General features: G+C 57.1%; 17 protein-coding genes and 1 other annotated feature. Of the genes, 7 read left to right on the forward strand and 10 right to left on the reverse strand.

From position 1 onward, the window contains the following. Window positions 1-41 precede the first annotated feature (41 nt). The 3 genes from MHZ89_RS11670 to MHZ89_RS11680 are packed head-to-tail and all read left to right on the forward strand — an operon-like array spanning window position 42 to window position 2,485. Entirely contained in the window at window positions 42-452 is a 411-nt protein-coding gene (locus MHZ89_RS11670; protein ID WP_311783130.1) for a GNAT family N-acetyltransferase, read from the forward strand. 24 nt (window positions 453-476) lie between these two features. Beyond that, window positions 477-1,166 (forward strand): LuxR C-terminal-related transcriptional regulator, encoded by a 690-nt coding sequence (locus MHZ89_RS11675; protein WP_311783131.1) that lies wholly within the window; start codon window positions 477-479, stop codon window positions 1,164-1,166. Window positions 1,167-1,186: 20 nt separating this feature from the next. Beyond that, window positions 1,187-2,485: a cytosine permease gene (locus MHZ89_RS11680; RefSeq protein WP_311783132.1), complete on the forward strand. Its 1,299-nt coding sequence runs from the start codon at window positions 1,187-1,189 to the stop codon at window positions 2,483-2,485. An 80-nt stretch (window positions 2,486-2,565) separates the two neighbouring features. Here MHZ89_RS11680 and MHZ89_RS11685 read toward each other — a convergent pair whose 3' ends face one another. From MHZ89_RS11685 to tal, 3 genes are all read right to left on the reverse strand, one after another. Continuing rightward, the gene (locus MHZ89_RS11685; RefSeq protein ID WP_311783133.1) at window positions 2,566-3,867 is read right to left on the reverse strand and encodes an MFS transporter; all 1,302 of its coding nucleotides are present in this window, start codon (window positions 3,865-3,867) and stop codon (window positions 2,566-2,568) included. 110 nt (window positions 3,868-3,977) lie between these two features. Beyond that, a complete protein-coding gene (mog, locus tag MHZ89_RS11690; protein WP_120455629.1) occupies window positions 3,978-4,565 on the reverse strand; it encodes a molybdopterin adenylyltransferase in 588 nt (195 codons plus the stop codon). 111 nt (window positions 4,566-4,676) lie between these two features. Continuing rightward, window positions 4,677-5,630 carry a transaldolase gene (gene tal / locus MHZ89_RS11695; RefSeq protein ID WP_126689045.1) on the reverse strand — a complete coding sequence of 318 codons (954 nt, stop codon included), beginning with the start codon at window positions 5,628-5,630 and terminating at the stop codon, window positions 4,677-4,679. A 208-nt stretch (window positions 5,631-5,838) separates the two neighbouring features. On the opposite strand from tal, the gene yaaA reads away from it, so the two are divergent. Then, entirely contained in the window at window positions 5,839-6,615 is a 777-nt protein-coding gene (yaaA, locus tag MHZ89_RS11700) for a peroxide stress protein YaaA (RefSeq protein WP_311783134.1), read from the forward strand. A 220-nt stretch (window positions 6,616-6,835) separates the two neighbouring features. On the opposite strand, the gene thrC is transcribed toward yaaA, so the two are convergent. The 4 genes from thrC to MHZ89_RS11720 form a co-directional block, all read right to left on the reverse strand. Then, window positions 6,836-8,122, reverse strand: coding sequence for a threonine synthase (gene thrC / locus MHZ89_RS11705; protein ID WP_311783135.1), 1,287 nt, complete (start codon window positions 8,120-8,122; stop codon window positions 6,836-6,838). 3 nt (window positions 8,123-8,125) lie between these two features. After that, the gene (gene thrB / locus MHZ89_RS11710; protein WP_311783347.1) at window positions 8,126-9,055 is read right to left on the reverse strand and encodes a homoserine kinase; all 930 of its coding nucleotides are present in this window, start codon (window positions 9,053-9,055) and stop codon (window positions 8,126-8,128) included. 2 nt (window positions 9,056-9,057) lie between these two features. Continuing rightward, window positions 9,058-11,520: a bifunctional aspartate kinase/homoserine dehydrogenase I gene (gene thrA, locus MHZ89_RS11715; protein ID WP_311783136.1), complete on the reverse strand. Its 2,463-nt coding sequence runs from the start codon at window positions 11,518-11,520 to the stop codon at window positions 9,058-9,060. Window positions 11,521-11,545: 25 nt separating this feature from the next. Beyond that, window positions 11,546-11,660, reverse strand: a sequence feature (Thr leader region). 205 nt (window positions 11,661-11,865) lie between these two features. Further along, window positions 11,866-12,561 (reverse strand): tRNA/rRNA methyltransferase, encoded by a 696-nt coding sequence (locus tag MHZ89_RS11720; RefSeq protein ID WP_311783137.1) that lies wholly within the window; start codon window positions 12,559-12,561, stop codon window positions 11,866-11,868. 609 nt (window positions 12,562-13,170) lie between these two features. On the opposite strand from MHZ89_RS11720, the gene arcA reads away from it, so the two are divergent. Continuing rightward, entirely contained in the window at window positions 13,171-13,887 is a 717-nt protein-coding gene (gene arcA / locus MHZ89_RS11725; protein WP_311783138.1) for a two-component system response regulator ArcA, read from the forward strand. A gap of 122 nt (window positions 13,888-14,009) precedes the next feature. On the opposite strand, the gene creA is transcribed toward arcA, so the two are convergent. Beyond that, window positions 14,010-14,486, reverse strand: coding sequence for a protein CreA (gene creA / locus MHZ89_RS11730; protein ID WP_311783139.1), 477 nt, complete (start codon window positions 14,484-14,486; stop codon window positions 14,010-14,012). Window positions 14,487-14,679: 193 nt separating this feature from the next. Between creA and robA the strand changes: the two genes are divergently transcribed. Beyond that, on the forward strand, window positions 14,680-15,558 hold the full coding sequence (robA, locus tag MHZ89_RS11735; RefSeq protein WP_311783140.1) for an MDR efflux pump AcrAB transcriptional activator RobA: 879 nt from the start codon (window positions 14,680-14,682) through the stop codon (window positions 15,556-15,558). 31 nt (window positions 15,559-15,589) lie between these two features. Here the strand turns inward: robA and gpmB are convergent, their stop codons facing one another. Next, window positions 15,590-16,237: a 2,3-diphosphoglycerate-dependent phosphoglycerate mutase GpmB gene (gene gpmB, locus MHZ89_RS11740; RefSeq protein WP_311783141.1), complete on the reverse strand. Its 648-nt coding sequence runs from the start codon at window positions 16,235-16,237 to the stop codon at window positions 15,590-15,592. 51 nt (window positions 16,238-16,288) lie between these two features. Between gpmB and yjjX the strand changes: the two genes are divergently transcribed. Next, window positions 16,289-16,807 carry an inosine/xanthosine triphosphatase gene (gene yjjX / locus MHZ89_RS11745; protein ID WP_311783142.1) on the forward strand — a complete coding sequence of 173 codons (519 nt, stop codon included), beginning with the start codon at window positions 16,289-16,291 and terminating at the stop codon, window positions 16,805-16,807. Here the strand turns inward: yjjX and trpR are convergent. After that, entirely contained in the window at window positions 16,782-17,129 is a 348-nt protein-coding gene (trpR, locus tag MHZ89_RS11750; RefSeq protein ID WP_311783143.1) for a trp operon repressor, read from the reverse strand. The genes yjjX and trpR overlap by 26 nt on opposite strands. Window positions 17,130-17,164: the final 35 nt, after the last annotated feature.

Here is a 17,164-nt window from a genome sequence, read left to right on the forward strand (position 1 = left end):
TCCTTTTTCAATTCATATTTCTATCATATGGGCATTATTATATGGAAATAAAGATCGGCCATATTAAGGACCAACAGACCGAAGAATATATTATTCAGCAGCTCTGGCAGCATAATAGCCGCTTTGCCGACGTTAATATGAAGCCGTTGAACGTTATATTGTACGATGACGAACAATATATTAAGGGCGGTCTGCTGGCCCACACCTGGTTCGGCACGCTGGATATTCACTATTTATGGATAGATGAGGCCTATCGCCAACACGGCACAGGGCGTCAGCTGATGCAAAAGGCCGAAGAAGAGGCGCGCAGCCGCGGCTGCCATATGGCTGTAGTGGATACCCTAAGCTTTCAGGCACGCGGTTTTTATGAAAAGCTCGGCTATCGCGTCTATGGCGAACAGGATGGCTATGCGCAGCGCTTTGCCCGTTATTATCTGGCAAAAAGATTATAACCCGCACTTAATCAGCGAGGCGCTATGGGCAGCCCATATCGCAGTATCGACGATTTTCTTGCCGCCTTTGCCACTACCATGGATCTATTACCTACGCCATGGGGGTTTAAAGATGCGGCGTCGCAGCATTTATATATGAATACCGCGGCGAGGCTATATACCGCCACGCCGAAAAACTATTCATTAGAGGGCAAAAAAGATAATGAGTTTCCCACGCCCTGGAGCGACTGCGCCGATGAATTTTGCGAGCATGATGAAAAAGCCAAAGCGCTGAACACCGGCGTCGCCGTTATAGAAACCCATTACTGGTATGGAAAAAACTATCTTACGCCTTTTATCAGCGAAAAATATCCGGTATTCGATAGCCGCAACGTTTTCCTGGGCTGCATCTGGAATGCACGACCGCTGGAGAGCCTTACCGCGCTGACGTTTATTCATCCACAAAAGGCCTCAGTGCTGACGACGCAGCTCGAACACCCTCTTTTTACCCCTGCCGAACTGGATGTGATCTTTCTGCTGCTCAGGCGATTCAGCGCAAAAGAGATCGCCAGGATTTACAACCTCAGCGTGAAGACCATTGGCAATCGCATCGCCACCCTTTACCAAAAGGCGGGCGTGCACTCGCTGCAACAGTTCGAGCAGTACTGCCGCGCTGAGTCGCTGGAGAACTATCTGCCAGAGAAACTGCTCAGTAAAGGCGTCTCTTTTATTTAAACCGGCAAGGAAAACCTGTTGTGAGTAAATTTGATGACTACCCGTTGAGCCGGGTGCCCGCGGGCGAAAGGCTCTCGCTGCTTAGCGTCGCCATAGTGCATATGGGCATGCTGACCGCGCTCGATCAGTTTATGCTCGGCGCCGTACTGGGCAACAGCATGACGCTCGGCGAAGCCTTCACCGCCATCACCCTGGCAAGCCTGCTGTTTGGCTTGCTGACTTTCGCGCTCGGCTATGCCGGGATGCGCGAAGGCCTATCGGGCACTCTGCTGGCGCGCTGGTGCGGCTTCGGCCGCCACGGCTCGGTCCTGATCGGATTGCTGGTCGCCGTCAGCCTGCTCGGCTGGTTTGGCATCCAGAATGCGGTTTTCGCCCGTTCGCTTAGCTACGCGCTGGGGGGCAAGCTGAGCTTCGCGCAGTCCGCCTCCTTGTCAGGCGCGGTGCTGACCCTGTTGGTCGCCTTTGGCTTTAAGGCGTTGCGTTTTACCGCGCGCGTGGCGGTGCCGCTGTTTATCGCGCTGGTCGGCTGGATTTTCTGGCACGCGTTCCACGGCGAAACGGGAAGCGGCATACCGCCGGTCGCCGCGACGGAGACTATTACCGTGAGTGCCGCCATTACCATGGTGATTGGCGGCGCCATTCTCGCCAGCCTGATGACGCCAGACCTGACGCGTTTCTCACGCAGCGGTAAAGATGTTTTCGCCATCACGCTGTTGACCATCCTCGCAGGTGAGTATGGCGTTAACGGGCTGGCTATTCTGATAGCGAAAGAGCTGCATACCTCCGATATCATTGCCATCCTTACCCAGACCACCAGCACGCTGGGGCTGTTCGCGGTGGTTTTCTCGACCCTGCGTGTTAACGACCTCAACCTCTACTCCTCAACGTTGGGCATCGCTAACGCCACGGAAGGGCTGACCGGCTTTAAACCGCGCTATAGCATGATTACGCTGCTGCTGGGCTTTCTTGGCACGCTCTGCTCTGTGCTGGGTATTCTCGATCGTTTCGTGGATTTTCTTGAGCTGCTGGGCGTGGTCTTCCCGCCGGTGCTGGGCGTAATGATTGTCGATTACTATCTGCTGAAAACCGATCGCCAGACGCTGGCGCAGAGCCGCGCCAGCAATGCGCTGCCGCCAACTTCGCGGCTTATCGGCTGGCCTGCGCTGATCGCCAGCGTCGCAGGCAGCGCCGCCGGGCTGCTGGTTGAGCGCGGCGTGCCGGTTTTCAATTCGATTATTGTCGCCTGCCTCGTTTACCTGTTGACCGCGCCGCTGATGAAGCGCGCGGCGGTTACGCCGAAAGAGAGAGCCGCCGGATAAGCGCCTAACGCGCCTGGAGACAGGCGCGTTATTTATCGCTAAGACGTTAGCTGTGAGCCTCGTACTGCGGCTATTACTGGCTACAGACGCGTTTCACTCGCCAGCGCGCCCTGCCGTCCGGCACTGTGCAGCCACAGCCCAATAAACAGCCCGGTCAGCGCCAGCGCCAGCACATACCAGGCAGGCGCCAGCGGCGTCAGCCGCAGGATCAGCGTCACGAAGATCGGCGTCAGACCGCCAAAGATGGCGTAGGCGACGTTATAGGAGAATGAGATACCGGTGAAGCGCACCGCCGCAGGAAAGGCGCGCACCATCAAAAAGGGCACCACGCCCACCACGCCGACGCTCAGTCCCGCCAGCCCATAGTTAAAGAAGAGGCCGTTGGCATCCGGCGTCTGGCTGGCAAAGAAGTGCCAGCTACAGACCGCCAGCAGCAGCGAGCCGCCCGTCAGGGTTTTCGCCGCGCCTATCCAGTCCACCAGCCATCCGGCGACAATACAGCCCACCAGCAGCATCACCGTTGCCAGGCAGTTAGCCTGCAGGCTCAGCGCGGCGCTAATGCCGTGCTGTTTCTGCATCAGCGCAGGCGCCATCAGGATCACCACCACAATACAGGCGGAGAGCAGCCAGGTGAGCAGCATAGAGAGCAGAACGCTGCCTTTATGGCGGGTCAGCACAGTTTTCAGCGGCAGCGTATCAGCCAGCATTTTACGCTGCTGCATCTGCTGAAAGACCGGCGTCTCATGCAGCCAGCGGCGCAGATACATCGCCAGTAGCCCAAACAGACCGCCCAGAAAGAAAGGAATGCGCCAGCCGATGCTGGCGACCATCTGCGGCGTCATGCTGCTGTTGATGGCGGTCGCGACCAGCGATCCCAGCAGGATCCCCATCGTCAGTCCGGCGGTCAGCGTGCCGCAGGCGAAACCGATGCGCTTTTCCGGCACGTGCTCCGCCACAAACACCCAGGCGCCCGGCACTTCGCCGCCAATCGCTGCTCCCTGCAACAGGCGCAGCAGCAGCATCAGCAGCGGCGCGATAATGCCCGCCGAGTCATAGGTAGGCAGCACGCCCATCGCCAGCGTTGGCAGCGCCATCAGCAGAATGCTCAGGCTGAACATTTTCTTGCGCCCGACCTTGTCGCCGAAATGCGCCATGATCAGGCCGCCCAGCGGACGCGCCAGATAGCCCGCGGCGAAAATCGCAAAGGTTTGCAGCTGGCGCAGCCAGTCAGGAATATCAGGCGGAAAGAAGAGTTCGCCGATAACCGCGGCGAAAAAGACGAAAATAATAAAGTCGTAGAACTCCAGCGCGCCGCCGAGCGCGGCCAGCGACAGCGTTTTGTAATCCTGAGCTTTCAGGCGATGGGCAGCATGTGAATCCATAAGCGTACAGGTTCCAGAAGTAAAAGAAGAATTGTAAATTTACGCTTACTATACCGTTCATCTTTCACCACACCAGCGCCGCCAGAGGCTATGCCTGAAATGACGAATATTTAGTTATTTATCTCTCGTATCGCGCTTTTAGGGCGAAAAGCTGCTACCACATCGCGATGCGTATCGACGTAAGGCCCTTCCAGAAGTTGTAAACAATAAGGTACAGCGGCGAAAATACCCGGCACTTTTACCTTGCCGTCGGCATCCTTCACCCCTTCCAGCGTCTCTTTAATCGACTTTGGCTGTCCCGGCAGGTTAAGCACCAGCGACTGTTTACGGATCACGCCGACCTGACGCGACAAAATAGCGGTAGGCACGAACTGCAGGCTAATCTGGCGCATCTGTTCGCCGAAGCCGGGCATTTCGCGATCGGCGACCGCCAGCGTGGCGTCGGGCGTGACGTCCCGGCGCGCCGGACCGGTGCCACCGGTGGTCAGCACCAGATGACAGAAGCGCTCATCCACCAGCTCGCAGATCGCCTGTTCAATCAGCGGCTGCTCATCCGGCACCAGTCGGGTTTCGGTGGTAAAGGGGGTCGCCAGCGCGCTGCTGAGCCAGGCTTCCAGCGCGGGAATGCCCTGATCCTGATAAATGCCGTTCGCGGCGCGATCGGAAACGGAGATCAGGCCAATGCGTAAAGTATCCATGAATGTATTACCCGGGTTGACCACAAAGCGGTGAAGAGAGGAATAGCAGGAAGAATAATAGAAAGTGGCGCAAAGAGAAAACCGTGGCGGCCTGGCCGCCACGGCAAAAGATTACAGCAGGTCAGCGATCATTTTCTCAAGCTTGCCCTGATCGACGGCGAAATTACGGATACCTTCCGCCAGTTTCGCAACCGCCATCGGGTCCTGGTTATGCTGCCACAGGAACTCAGATTCGGTCATTCGCGCCGGACGCGCTTTGACTTCGCCGCTGTAGCTCAGTTTACGCTCGACCGTACCTTCGCTCTCCGCCAGCTCTTTCAGCAGCGCAGGGGAGATGGTCAGACGATCGCAGCCCGCCAGTTCCAGGATCTCGCCCGTATTACGGAAGCTCGCGCCCATCACCACGGTTTCATAACCATGCTGCTTGTAGTAGCTATAGATTTCAGACACTGACACCACGCCTGGATCTTCATGCGGCGCGTACTCTTTCTTGTCGGTGTTATTTTTGTACCAGTCGAGAATACGGCCAACGAACGGCGAAATCAGGAAAACGCCCGCTTCCGCACAGGCGCGCGCCTGTGCGAAGGAGAAGAGCAGCGTCAGGTTACAGTTGATACCCTCTTTTTCCAGCTGCTCCGCGGCGCGGATGCCCTGCCAGGTCGACGCCAGTTTAATCAGGATACGGTCGTTGCTGATGCCCGCGTCGTTGTAGAGTTTGATCAGGCTGCGCGCTTTGGCGATGCTGCCTTCGGTGTCGTAAGAGAGACGCGCATCGACTTCAGTCGAAATGCGGCCCGGGATCAGCTTGAGGATTTCCAGACCAATGTTGACGGCCAGCTTGTCGGACACCAGCGAAATCAGCTCATCTTTGCTGCCGTTCTGCTCGCGCGCCCAGCTAATCGCTTCGTCAATCAGCTTGCGGTATTCCGGGATTTGCGCGGCGTTAAGGATCAAAGAAGGGTTAGTAGTGGCGTCTTGCGGCTGGTAGAGCTTCATTGCTGCGATATCGCCGGTGTCAGCGACAACGGTGGTAAGTTGACGCAAGGAGGTCAGTTTGTCCGTCATGTCTCTTGTCTCTTGTGTAATGTCAGGGTGAAAAAGGCTGTTGCGATAATATCATGCGGCAACCGAGGCGCAAGGTCGCCAGATGCCGTTTACGATAGCGCCAACGAATGGCTGCGATTTGCCGATCGCTGCGGCTTTTTTGTTACACTCGGCAGCCTGATAATTAGCATTTTCCCTGTGATGACAAGGGATAACCGAGGAAGCGACTATGTTAATGGTGATCTCACCCGCCAAAACGCTCGATTTTACCAGCCCGCTGGCGACCCAGCGTTTTACCCAGCCTGCGCTGTTAGAAAAATCACAGCAGCTGATTGAGGTGGCGCGCGATCTCTCACCGGCGCAGATCGCTTCGCTTATGGGCATCAGCGACAAGCTGGCGCATCTGAACGCTGAACGTTTCAATAGCTGGCAGCCCGATTTCACGCCGGAAAATGCGCGCCAGGCCATTCTGGCGTTTAAAGGCGACGTCTATACCGGCCTGCAGGCGGAGAGCTTTAGCGAAGCGGATTTCGACTTTGCCCAGCAGCACCTGCGCATGCTGTCTGGCTTATATGGCGTGCTGCGCCCGCTCGATCTTATGCAGCCCTACCGCCTGGAAATGGGCATTAAGCTGGCCAGTCCGGCAGGCAACGATCTCTACAGCTTCTGGGGCGACCTGCTGACGGAACACCTCAACGCCGCGCTGCAGCAACAGGGCGACGACGTGCTGATTAACCTGGCGTCAGATGAGTATTTCCGGGCAATTAAGCCGAAGCAGATAAAAGGCCGTCTGGTGAAGCCGGTGTTCCTCGACGAAAAGAATGGCGCGTTTAAGGTGATCAGCTTTTACGCTAAAAAGGCGCGCGGGCTGATGAGCCGCTACGTGATCCAGCATCGTTTAACCACACCCGACGCGCTGAAAGCGTTCGATGTAGATGGCTACTTCTTCGATGAAGCCAGCAGCAGCGAGAACGAACTGGTCTTTAAACGCTACGAGCAAAAGTAAACTATTCTGGCTGCGCTTCAGCCAGAATAATCAACCGTCAGAGTTGCCGGTGTTAGCCACTCTCAATAAGCCAAATCAGGTTCAGTCGCTGGCGTTCAGCGCGCAATATATTCAGACGAGTGAGCGGATTAAGGCAGGCAAAGCCAACAGCAGCGCGCCGGTTTATGCCCGCAAAAGCCGGGTAAACCGGCGCGCTTAACAGCAGGCGCGCCGTCAGCCGTTACGCCTTCAGAAGAAACGCCCGCAGCGGTGCGAAATCAGCCTGCATACTGTGCGACAGCAGCGGCAGCCCGGCGCGATCCGCCAGCTCTTTCGGCAGCGGCAGCGCCTGACCCAGAATCGCCTCTACGCTCTCCTTAAATTTCGCCGGATGCGCCGTACCGAGGAACAGACCAAACTCCCCTTCCTGCAGCTGATCGCGCAGCAGGCGATAGGCGATAGCCGCATGCGGCTCGGAGATATAACCAATCTCCGCCAGCTCGCGCATCGTCGCTTCGGTCGTTTCGTCGCTTACCGCGCCGTAGGCGAGATCGGTCAGACGCCAGGTCTTACGGCGGAACAACTCCTCCACGCGCGGCCAGTTATTCGGCTGGCTGACATCCATAGCGTTCGACAGGGTGGCGACCGTCGCGTTCGGCGTCCAGCTGCCGCCCTGCAGAAAGCGCGGTACGGTGTCGTTAGCGTTGGTGGCGGCGATAAAGCGCTTAATCGGCAGACCCAGCGATTTCGCCAGCAGGCCTGCGGTAAGATCGCCGAAGTTGCCGCTCGGCACCGACACCACCAGCTGGTTGCGTTTCTCCTGCGGCAGCTGCGCGACCGCTTCGAAGTAGTAGCAAATCTGCGCCAGCAGGCGGCTGATGTTAATGGAGTTGGCGGAGTTCAGGCCAATCGCTTTTTTCAGCTCTTCATCGTCGAACGCCTGCTTAACCAGCGCCTGGCAGGCGTCGAAATCACCGTCGATGGCGATAGTTTCGATATTGCCGCCCAGCGTGCAGAACAGTTTTTCCTGCAGCGGGCTGATTTTGCCCTGCGGGTAGAGGATCACTACGCGCACGTTTTCCATACCGTAAAAGGCGTGCGCCACTGCCGCGCCGGTGTCGCCGGAGGTCGCGGTCAGGATGGTGATCTGCTCGTCCGCGCCTGACACGTAAGAGAGCATCTGCGCCATAAAGCGGCCGCCGAAATCTTTAAAAGCCAGCGTCGGGCCGTGGAACAGCTCAAGGCAGGAGATATCTTCGCTGACCTTCGCTACCGGCGCGGGAAAGGCAAAAGCGGTTTTTACGCGTTCGGCCAGCTGATGCGGCGCGATTTCGTCGCCGATGTAGGCGGAGAGAATTTTGCTGCTGCGGCTGACAAAATCCATTTCCAGCATCGCGTCGATATCGGTCAGCTCGAATTCTGGCAGTTCAAGCGGGAAGAACAGCCCCTGCTGTGAGCCCAAGCCCTGTTTTACCGCCTGCGAAAAGCTCACCTGCTCGTTATGATCCTTAAGGTTATAGAGTTTCATGCGTTATCCCAGTTTACGTGCGCCAGCCGTATCAAGACGGCAAATATGGACGAAGCCTTCATCATTCTGCAGATAGTGCTGGCGCAGCCAGTCTGCCATCCGCTGCGCCGTTTCCATCTGATTGCAAACGGCGAAAAGCGTGGGGCCGGAACCGGAGATGCCGCAGGCCAGTGCGCCGATGTCGGCGGCCGCCAGCCGCGCCTCGGCAAAGCCCGGCAGCAGCTTCGTGCGGTAAGGTTCGGCGATCACATCCTGCATCAGTTTAGCGGCCAGCAGCGGCTGACCGCTATGGCAGGCATGAATAAAGCCGGCCAGCAGGCGGCCATGTTTAATCACATCCTCTTTGCGATACTGCGCGGGCAGAATCGCGCGCGCTTCGGCAGTAGAGACCTTAATGCCCGGATAGGCCATTACCCACAGCCAGTCGTCAAAGCCCGGCACAGCCTGGCTGATAATGCCATTCTCTTCCAGCATCAGCTGAATGCCGCCGAGGAAGCATGGTGCCACGTTGTCATAGTGCACGCTGCCGGAAATCCGCCCTTCCAGCTCGCCCATCAGCGTCAGCAGCTGGGTGTCGCTAAGGGGTTTGCCGCAAAACTCGTTCATCGCCATCAGACCGGCTACTACCGAACAGGCGCTGGAGCCGAGGCCAGAACCGATAGGCATATTTTTTTCCAGCGTCATCGCCACCGGCACCTCTTCGCCGATCGCCTCGCAAAAGCGCTGCCAGCACTGATAGACGATATTCTCTTTGGGATCGTCCGGCAGTTTGCTGACGAAGCGTCCGCTGTTCTGCAACGAAAAGCGCTGCGCTACTTCCACCGTAACGCAGTCGCCCAGCAGCGACCCATCCACCGGCGACACCGCCGCGCCCAGCACATCAAAGCCGACGCTGACGTTGCCAATCGAGGCCGGTGCGTAAATTTTTACCATCATCAAACTCCCAACTTCCACGACAGGGTGCGCAGCAGATCGGCGAATACGCCCGCCGCCGTCACGTCATTTCCCGCGCCGTATCCGCGCAGCACCAGCGGAATCGGCTGATAATAACGGCTGTAGAACGCCAGGGCGTTCTCGCCGCTTTTCACTTTATAGAGCGGATCGTTGCTGTCGACCGCGTCGATCTTCACTTTGCAGACGCCGCCCTCTTCAATCGCGCCGACGAAGCGTAACACTTTTCCTTCATCACGCGCTTTGACGACGCGCGCGGCGAAGGCGTTATCCAGCTCCGGCAGACGCTGCATAAACTCTTCAACGTCAGCGATCTCATTCAGGCTGGCGGGCAGCAGCGGCTCAATCTCGATATCGCTCAGCTCCAGCTTATGGCCCGCTTCGCGCGCCAGGATCAGCAGCTTACGCGCCACATCCATGCCGGAGAGATCGTCGCGCGGATCGGGTTCGGTAAAGCCCATCTCACGCGCCATCTTCGTCGCTGCCGAGAGCGAAACGCCTTCATCCAGCTTGCCGAAAATAAAGGAGAGCGAGCCGGAGAGAATACCGGAGAATTTGATCAGCTCGTCACCGGCGTTTAACAGGTTCTGCAGGTTTTCAATGACCGGCAGGCCCGCGCCGACGTTGGTGTCGTAGAGGAATTTGCGACGCGATTTCGCGGCAGCGGCGCGCATCTGCTGGTAGTAGTTCCAGGATGAGGTGTTGGCCTTTTTGTTCGGCGTCACGACGTGAAAACCGTCGGCGAGGAAATCGGCGTACTGATCGGCCACCGCCTGGCTGGAGGTGCAGTCGACGATCACTGGGTTCAGCAGATGGTACTCTTTTACCAGCCGGTTAAGACGGTCAAGATTAAACGGCTCTTTGGCCTCGCTCAGCGCGCCTTTCCAGTCGCTCAGGTCGATGCCATGTACATTAGTCAGCAGCGCACGCGAGTTGGCGATGCCGCAGACGCGCAGATCGATATGTTTCTGTTTCAGCCACGCCTGCTGGCGATAAAGCTGATCCAGCAGCGCGCCGCCGACGCCGCCGACGCCGACCACAAAGACTTCAATCACCTGATCGGTGGCGAACAGCATCTGATGCACCACGCGCACGCCGGTCGTGGCGTCATCGTTGCTGACCACGACCGAGATAGAACGCTCTGACGAGCCCTGCGCGATGGCGACGATATTGATATTGGCCCGCGCCAGCGCGGAGAAAAATTTGGCGGAGATGCCGCGCAGCGTGCGCATACCATCACCGACCACGGAGATCACCGCCAGCTGTTCCATCACGCCCAGCGGATCGAGCAGCCCGTCTTTCAGCTCCAGATAGAACTCCTCTTCCAGCACGCGACGCGCCCGCGCCTGCTCGTTCTGCGGCACGCAGAAGCTGATGCTGTACTCAGAGGAGGATTGCGTAATCAGCACTACCGAAATGCCGGTGCGCGACATCGCGGCGAAAACGCGCGCCGCCATCCCCACCATGCCTTTCATGCCCGGCCCGGAGACGTTGAACATCGCCATGTTGTTCAGGTTGGTGATGCCCTTCACCGGGTTTTCGTCCTGCTCGCCTTCGCCGCCAATCAGGGTGCCAGGGGCCTGCGGGTTGGCGGTGTTTTTGATCAGGCAAGGGATCTGGAACTGCGCGATAGGCGCAATGGTACGCGGATGCAGCACTTTCGCGCCGAAATAGGAAAGCTCCATCGCCTCCTGGTAAGACATCGACTTCAGCAGGCGCGCGTCGGGCACCTGACGTGGATCGCAGGTATAGACGCCGTCAACATCGGTCCAGATTTCGCAGCAGTCGGCGCGCAGACAGGCGGCCAACACCGCGGCGGAGTAGTCAGAGCCGTTGCGCCCCAGCACCACCAGTTCGCCCTTTTCGTTGCCTGCGGTAAAGCCGGCCATCAGGATCATATTTTGCGGCGGGATCTGGCTGGCGGCGATGCGGCGGGTCGATTCGGCGATATCAACGGTGGATTCAAGATAGTGGCCGACGGCCAGCAGCTTCTCTACCGGATCGATGACCGTGACGCCATGTCCGCGCGCCAGCAGCAGCGCCTCCATAATCGCAATTGAGAGCTTTTCGCCGCGGCAGATAATGGCGGCGTTAACGCTGTCAGGGCACTGCCCCAGCAGGCTGATGCCGTGTAGCACCTGTTTTAGCTGGGCGAACTCCAGATCGACGCGGGTTTTCTGTCCCTCATAGTCGAAACCCGGCTGCGCCGCCGCCAGCCCCTGCAGCAGCTCGTCGAAAATGCGCTCGGCGTCGGTGATATTTGGCAACGCATCCTGACCGCTGATGGTCTTTTCAATCATCGCCACCAGGTGGTTGGTGATCTTTGCAGGTGCAGAGAGTACGGTGGCAACCTGTCCCTGCTGCGCATTACTTTCCAGAATGTCAGCGACGCGAAGAAAACGTTCCGCATTCGCTACCGAGGTCCCACCGAATTTCAGCACTCGCATGTTAAAGCTCTCCTGAATTTATGCCGAAAAAAAAGCCCGCACTGTTGAGGTGCGGGCTTTTTTTTGTTTTTCCTGTATGCGTCAGCCCGCACCGTTACCTGTGGTAATGGTGGTAATAATGGTGGTGTTCAGGCTGGTTGAGTTACGCATTGAGATTTTTTCTGTCTGTCTTTTAGAGTCTGTCTGCCTTCCAGAAGTAAAGCAAAGTGCCGGTTAAGTCAACGAATTTGTCCGACGCCCATTTTATCGCCGCTGCGCACTGCTGCGTGCTGACGGTAAAAACGCTTGCAGAATCGTTTGTCCGGCGCGCGCTTTTTACGATCAGCCGCTACCAAAGGCGATTTTTCAGGAAGATTTATCTATAAGTTTTTTTTCTACATCATGCAGCAGGCGATGCAGCATGGCGCTGTCGCGCTGCTCCAGCAGGCCGATGCGCTGATCGATCCAGTCAGCCATCTTGCGATCGTCGCTGACCTCCAGCGTCTGCAACAGCCGTTCAAAGCGTTGACGCAGCGCGTCCAGCTGCTGCGCGTCAGCCTGCGGCGCGGCAGGCGGCGCCACGCGATTGAGCGCGGAGAGCTGATAGCAATAAACCATCACTGCCTGACCGAGGTTAAGCGAGGGATAATCCTGCGCCATGGGGATGCCGGTCAGCAGATCGACCAGATCCAGCTCCTCGTTGGTCAGCCCGCTATCTTCGCGGCCAAAGACCAGCGCCATGCTGTTTACCCACTGACGCTTCTCCAGCAGCTGCGCCTCAACCTGCTGCGGCGTGGCGTAGTAGCGGAACTTCGCGCGGCTGCGCGCCGTCGTGGCGACAGAGAAGTCGATATCGGCCAGCGCGTCGTTCAGGGTGTCGAAGGTGCGCAGGTTATCCAGGATATCCCCGGCGCCGTGTGCGACTCGCCGCGCGGCGGGTTCCTGCCAGGCGTCGCTGGCGACGATGCGCAGTTCGCTGAAGCCCATCGTTTTCATCGCACGCGCCGCTGCGCCAATATTTTCCGCCCGGGCGGGCGAAACCAGAATAAGGGGGAAACGCATGATTATTCCATTTGTGTTTAGAAATCGCGCCGTATAGTAGCACGCGCCGCTGTTAAAGCCGGAATCCAGCGGGCTGAGAAAATAATTTGTTAAGGATGTTAAAATTCAATAAAAAACCCTGTAGAACCCTATTGCATTACGAACTGGCAATAAATCAAATTAACAGGCGAAATAGCCTTTTAAACAGGACAGTAGCAAAAGCGTAACTACAATTTTGTTTTACGCATACATCGCGTAAATATGTAGCGAAATTGATATTTTTTGTGAGCTAAGCTTGCATTACAAGAGAAGTTTTTCACATAAGTGTTAACGTGCTACAATTGCATTTGATATAAGTCAACGAAGCGTTGTTTTTATGCTTATCGGTTGTTGTCGGTGCTGTTAGGTTGCTGTTAATGCGGTTAGGATATGCGCCAAAAGATTCTCTCCTGGGGCAGGCAATATTCATTCTGACTGGCTGAGCTAACACTGTTGTTGACGTTGATAGATGGTTTATCAAGAACATAATTTCGTACAACGGTTAAGCGCCACACACCGCGCTTTTTAGCGAGCCTGAATACCCGCGTACGCCCTGTTTTCGATTTGTTGGCAAATTTTAGGTAGCGAAACATGCAGACCCCACACATTCTTATCGTTGAAGACGAACTGGTCACGCGTAATACCCTCAAAAGCATTTTCGAGGCGGAAGGTTATGTCGTTTATGAAGCCACCGACGGCGCTGAAATGCACCAGGTGCTCACCGACAACGACGTCAACCTGGTGATCATGGATATCAATCTGCCCGGTAAAAACGGCCTGTTGCTGGCACGCGAACTGCGCGAGCAGGCCAACGTGGCGCTGATGTTCCTGACCGGTCGTGATAATGAAGTGGATAAGATCCTTGGTCTGGAGATCGGCGCGGATGACTACATCACCAAACCGTTCAACCCGCGTGAGCTGACCATTCGCGCACGTAATCTGCTGTCGCGCACCATGAATCTGGCGATGCCGAACGAAGAGCGCCGTCAGGTAGAAAGCTACAAGTTCAACGGCTGGGAGCTGGACATCAACAGCCGCTCGCTGATTAGCCCTAACGGCGAACAGTATAAGCTGCCGCGCAGCGAATTCCGCGCCATGCTGCACTTCTGCGAGAACCCAGGCAAAATCCAGACCCGCGCCGATCTGCTGAAGAAGATGACCGGCCGCGAGCTGAAGCCGCACGATCGCACCGTCGACGTCACTATTCGCCGTATTCGCAAGCACTTTGAGTCCACGCCGGATACGCCAGAGATCATCGCCACCATTCACGGCGAAGGCTACCGCTTCTGTGGCGATCTGGAAGAGTAATTCCTTAACGGAAGTCAGGGTTGGTTGACACCGCGCTAATGCGGGTGAGACGACCCGATGGCAAAGACGCAAAAAGCGGCATCCATGCCGGCTCGCAATAAAACGCCCTTACGGGCGTTTTTTTATTCCCGCCACGGCATAATCGGCACTGCGCTCAGCGCGTTTTTTGGCGACCCTTCAACGACCCTGTCGGAATAGCTCAGGTAGATCAGCGCATGACGTTTTTGATCGAAGAAGCGCACCACCTGAAGCTTTTTAAACACCAGCGAGGTGCGTTTCTTAAACACCACTTCGCCCTGCGCCTTACCGTTAGCAATAGCGTCGCTCAGCTCCACCGGCCCCACCTGCTGACAGGAGATCGCCGCATCGGCGGTATCTTCCGCCAGCCCTAAGCCGCCTTTGATTCCGCCGGTTTTTGCCCGGCTGATATAACAGGTTACATTTTTTACGTCGGGATCGTCGAACGCCTCCACCACGATCTTATGATCGGGGCCAAATATCTTGAATACCGTATCTACCGAGCCGATCTCTTCGGCCAGAACCGGGGATGCCAGCAGCAGCGTGGCGAATGAAGCAGCGAAAAAGCGAGTTATTGTCATAGCGTTACCATTGCAAATCTAATAGACGAGCATGTAATGTACTGACAAATGTCCGCGTTGACCAAACCAGAACCGGTTTTATCCCACATTGACATGGCACAATCTCCCAACAGAACTGCCCACGCCAGATGTGCAATTAGTGCTATTATTCGGCGACTGCGTTAGTCGCACCCAGAGAGTATGAGGATGTTTTATGGACCAAGCCGGTATCATTCGCGATTTGCTTGTCTGGCTGGAGAGCCATTTGGATCAGCCCCTTTCACTGGACAATGTTGCCCTGAAAGCGGGTTATTCTAAATGGCATTTACAGAGGATGTTCAAAGACGTAACAGGCCATGCAATCGGCGCCTATATCCGTGCCCGTCGCCTGTCTAAAGCGGCCGTGGCGCTACGCCTGACCAGCCGCCCGATCCTGGACATCGCTCTGCAATACCGTTTCGATTCACAACAAACCTTTACCCGCGCCTTTAAAAAGCAGTTTAACCAGACGCCCGCGTGGTATCGCCGCTCATCGGACTGGAATTCATTCGGCATTCGCCCGCCGATTCGCCTCGACGATAGCAGTATGCCGGAGTCAACCTTCGTCACGCTGCCGGAAACGGTGCTGGTGGGACAAACGCAAAGCTATAACTGCACTCTGGAGCAGATCTCACGCTATCGCGACGAAATGCGTATCCATTTCTGGAAGCAGTTTCTACTGGAAACCGACACCATTCCGCCGGTGCTGTATGGCCTGCATCAGGTACGCGCCAGCCAGGAGAAGGATGACGAGCAGGAGATCCTCTACACCACTGCCGTACCGTCCGATCAGGCGGTTAACCTGCACTCCGGCCAGAGCGTGCTGCTGGAAGCGGGCGACTATGTGCAGTTCACCTATAACGGCCCGCGCAACGAGCTACAGGACTTTATCCTGCTGCTCTACGGCACCTGCATGCCGACGCTCGGCCTGACGCGTCGTCAGGGTCAGGATATCGAACGCTTCATTACCCACGGCGGCAAGAAGCGCAGCGAGCCACCAAAAGAGATCCGCTGCGAATACCTGATCCCGATTCGCCATCAGCAGGCGAACTGACCATTAAGCCGTCGCCACGACGGCTTTTTCTTTAGCGCTGTAGCTCATCCAGCGCAGGCGCGTCAAGATGCGATATATCCCCCGCCGTCTCTACCACCCAGCCTTCCGCCAGCCAGGCGCTGTGCTGATGATCGACGCGAGAGATTGAGCAGTTGCGCAGGCGCAAACGACGCTCCGCATGAGCCGGCAGGCCAAGAATGGTGCTGATTAGCACGCCAAGCGCCATACCGTGGCTCACCAGCAGCGGTCGGCTACCCGCGGGGAGCGCCAGACAGGCATTCAGCGCCTCGTGCATGCGCGCTGCCATCTCCGCCATCGATTCGCCCTGCGGAATACGGCCATTTTCGGTGCCGTCCACCAGCGTACTGCGCCAGCGCTCCTCTTCCTCGGTTAACCCATCCAGCGGACGCTTCTCCAGCACGCCCATATTCAGCTCGCGCAGGCGCGGCTCCAGCGTCACCGCGCAGCCGCAGGCGTCGGCGATGATCTCGGCGGTGCGCTGCGTGCGCCCCAGATCGCTGGCGATAACATGGGTAATGCCAAGATGTTTAACGCGCTCGCCCACCTGATGGGCCTGTTGCTCTCCTTTCTCCGTCAGCGGACTGTCGGATTGTCCCTGAATGCGGCGCTCCGCATTCCATACCGTTTCACCGTGACGAACAAGATAGACCTGTAGCATGCTGAGTTTCCGTTATACTGCGACAAATTTGCCTAAAGGGTTCAATAGATTATGTACCAGGTTATCGCAGCCACCATCAATCCGGCAAAAATTCGCGCAATCTCTCAGGCGTTCAACGACGTTTTCGGCGAAGGATCCTGCCATATTCGCGGGGTTGAGGTCGATAGCGGCGTCGCAGCCCAGCCCCTGAGCGATGCGGAAACGCGAACCGGCGCACGTCAGCGCGTTGCCAACGCGCGCCAGGCAGAGCCAGAGGCTGATTTCTGGGTAGCGATCGAGGCCGGTATTGAAGAGGATTGCGCTTTCGCCTGGATGGTAGTGGAAAACGCCGAACGGCGCGGCGAGTCGCGCTCCGCCAGCTTTACGCTGCCGCAGGTGGTGCTGACGGGCTTACGTGCCGGGCGCGAGCTGGGCGATGAGATGGCGCGGCTGACCGGGGTAGAGAATATCAAACATAAAGGCGGTGCCATCGGTGCCTTTACGCAGGGCCTGCTGACGCGCTCCAGCGTTTATCATCAGGCACTTATCCTGGCGCTCTGCCCCTTTACTCATCCGCTTTATCAGCGCTGACCCCGCCACGTCCCAGTTGCGCCTCCAGCCAGCGCCGCAGTTCAGGCGGCGCCTCTTTCAGACTGTTCGAGCCGCGCGTAATCGTCGCGATGCCGACGCCCAGTTCATTTTTCAGCTCTCGCTGGCTCATGGTGCCGTTCATTAACTCTTCCACGATGCGCAAGCGCGTGCCGAGCGCTTCGCGCTCATCGGCCGTCAGCATCAGCTGCAGCAAAGGCAACGCCACGTCATCAGCGTAAGCCTGCTGCATCAGCGCGATAAAGCGCCGCCAGTTATCTTCAGAAAGGGAATGTTGCGCCGACCGGGCGGGAGATTGCGTCATAAAACAGGCTTCCGTACTCACTAACGAGTACGGAA

Origin of the sequence: Pantoea sp. ACRSB, assembly GCF_022346905.1 — a bacterium.
GTDB lineage: Bacteria > Pseudomonadota > Gammaproteobacteria > Enterobacterales > Enterobacteriaceae > Pantoea > Pantoea piersonii.